General features: G+C 51.5%; 1 protein-coding gene. It reads right to left on the bottom strand.

The features are described from left to right. On the bottom strand, window positions 1–887 hold an 887-nt coding region (locus AC1DUO_RS25460), incomplete at its 3' end, for an aldo/keto reductase (RefSeq protein ID WP_477989473.1). Window positions 888–939: the final 52 nt, after the last annotated feature.

Genomic DNA, 939 nt, shown 5'->3' with positions numbered 1-939 from the left:
GGTGTGGTGTTGTGTTTTTCAGAAACTGCTCTGAGCACATCCACGATATCCCATGCCTGGTTCTTGTCGACGGGTGGAAATTCGATCTTCGCGCGCCTGCCCGAAGCGTCATGATTGCCGCTGCGATCAAACTTGCCTGAAAGCAGCCCGCCTGCCAGTGGACTCCAGCACAGAAGTCCGCTGTGGCTGTCCTTGATTGCCGGCAGGAGTTCATGCTCAATGTCGCGGCAGGCCAGCGAATAAAAAGACTGTACGCTGACAAATTTCTCAAGCTTATGTTCAGCCGAGACACCCAGGGCTTTGGCAAGCTGCCAGCCCGCATAATTCGAACAGCCGATATACCTGACCTTACCCTGTCGCACCATATCATCCAGTGTCCGTAAAACCTCTTCAGGCGGCGTTGCAGCATCAAAGTTGTGAACCTGATATAAGTCAATGTGATCGGTTTTAAGCCGCCGCAGGCTGGCTTCAAGCGCCTGCATCAAGTGATAGCGCGACTGGCCTGCATCATTTGGGCCCGCATTCATTCTGCTGTGCGCTTTTGTTGCAAGGAAAACCTGACCGCGGCGCTGCGCCAGCACTTCGCCCAGCACGCTTTCAGAGCCCCCCGAACCATAGACATCGGCGGTATCAATAAAATTGATGCCGGCGTCCAGCGCCTCACCAACGATAATATCCGCCTCTTTGCCCGTCAGACGGCCGATGGCATTACCGGCGGCATTATCCGCCCCGCCAAATGTCATCGTCCCGAGACAAATGCGTGAAACATAAACCCCTGTTTTACCCAGTTCTGCGTATTTCATTTGGTTTTCTCCGTTAAGCTCCAAATGATAATGACGCAGATAAAAGCTTTCTTTTATTATAGAAATCCCTTTTTTATTATTCATTCGTCCAGGATGTTATGGATCCGCTGTCTGATATTCTTTCACTCCTGAAGGT

Source organism: Rahnella sp. P4_A8 (assembly GCF_056402435.1).
The sequence above is the reverse complement of the archived record's forward strand: the minus strand, read 5'-3'. Positions and strand labels throughout refer to the sequence as shown.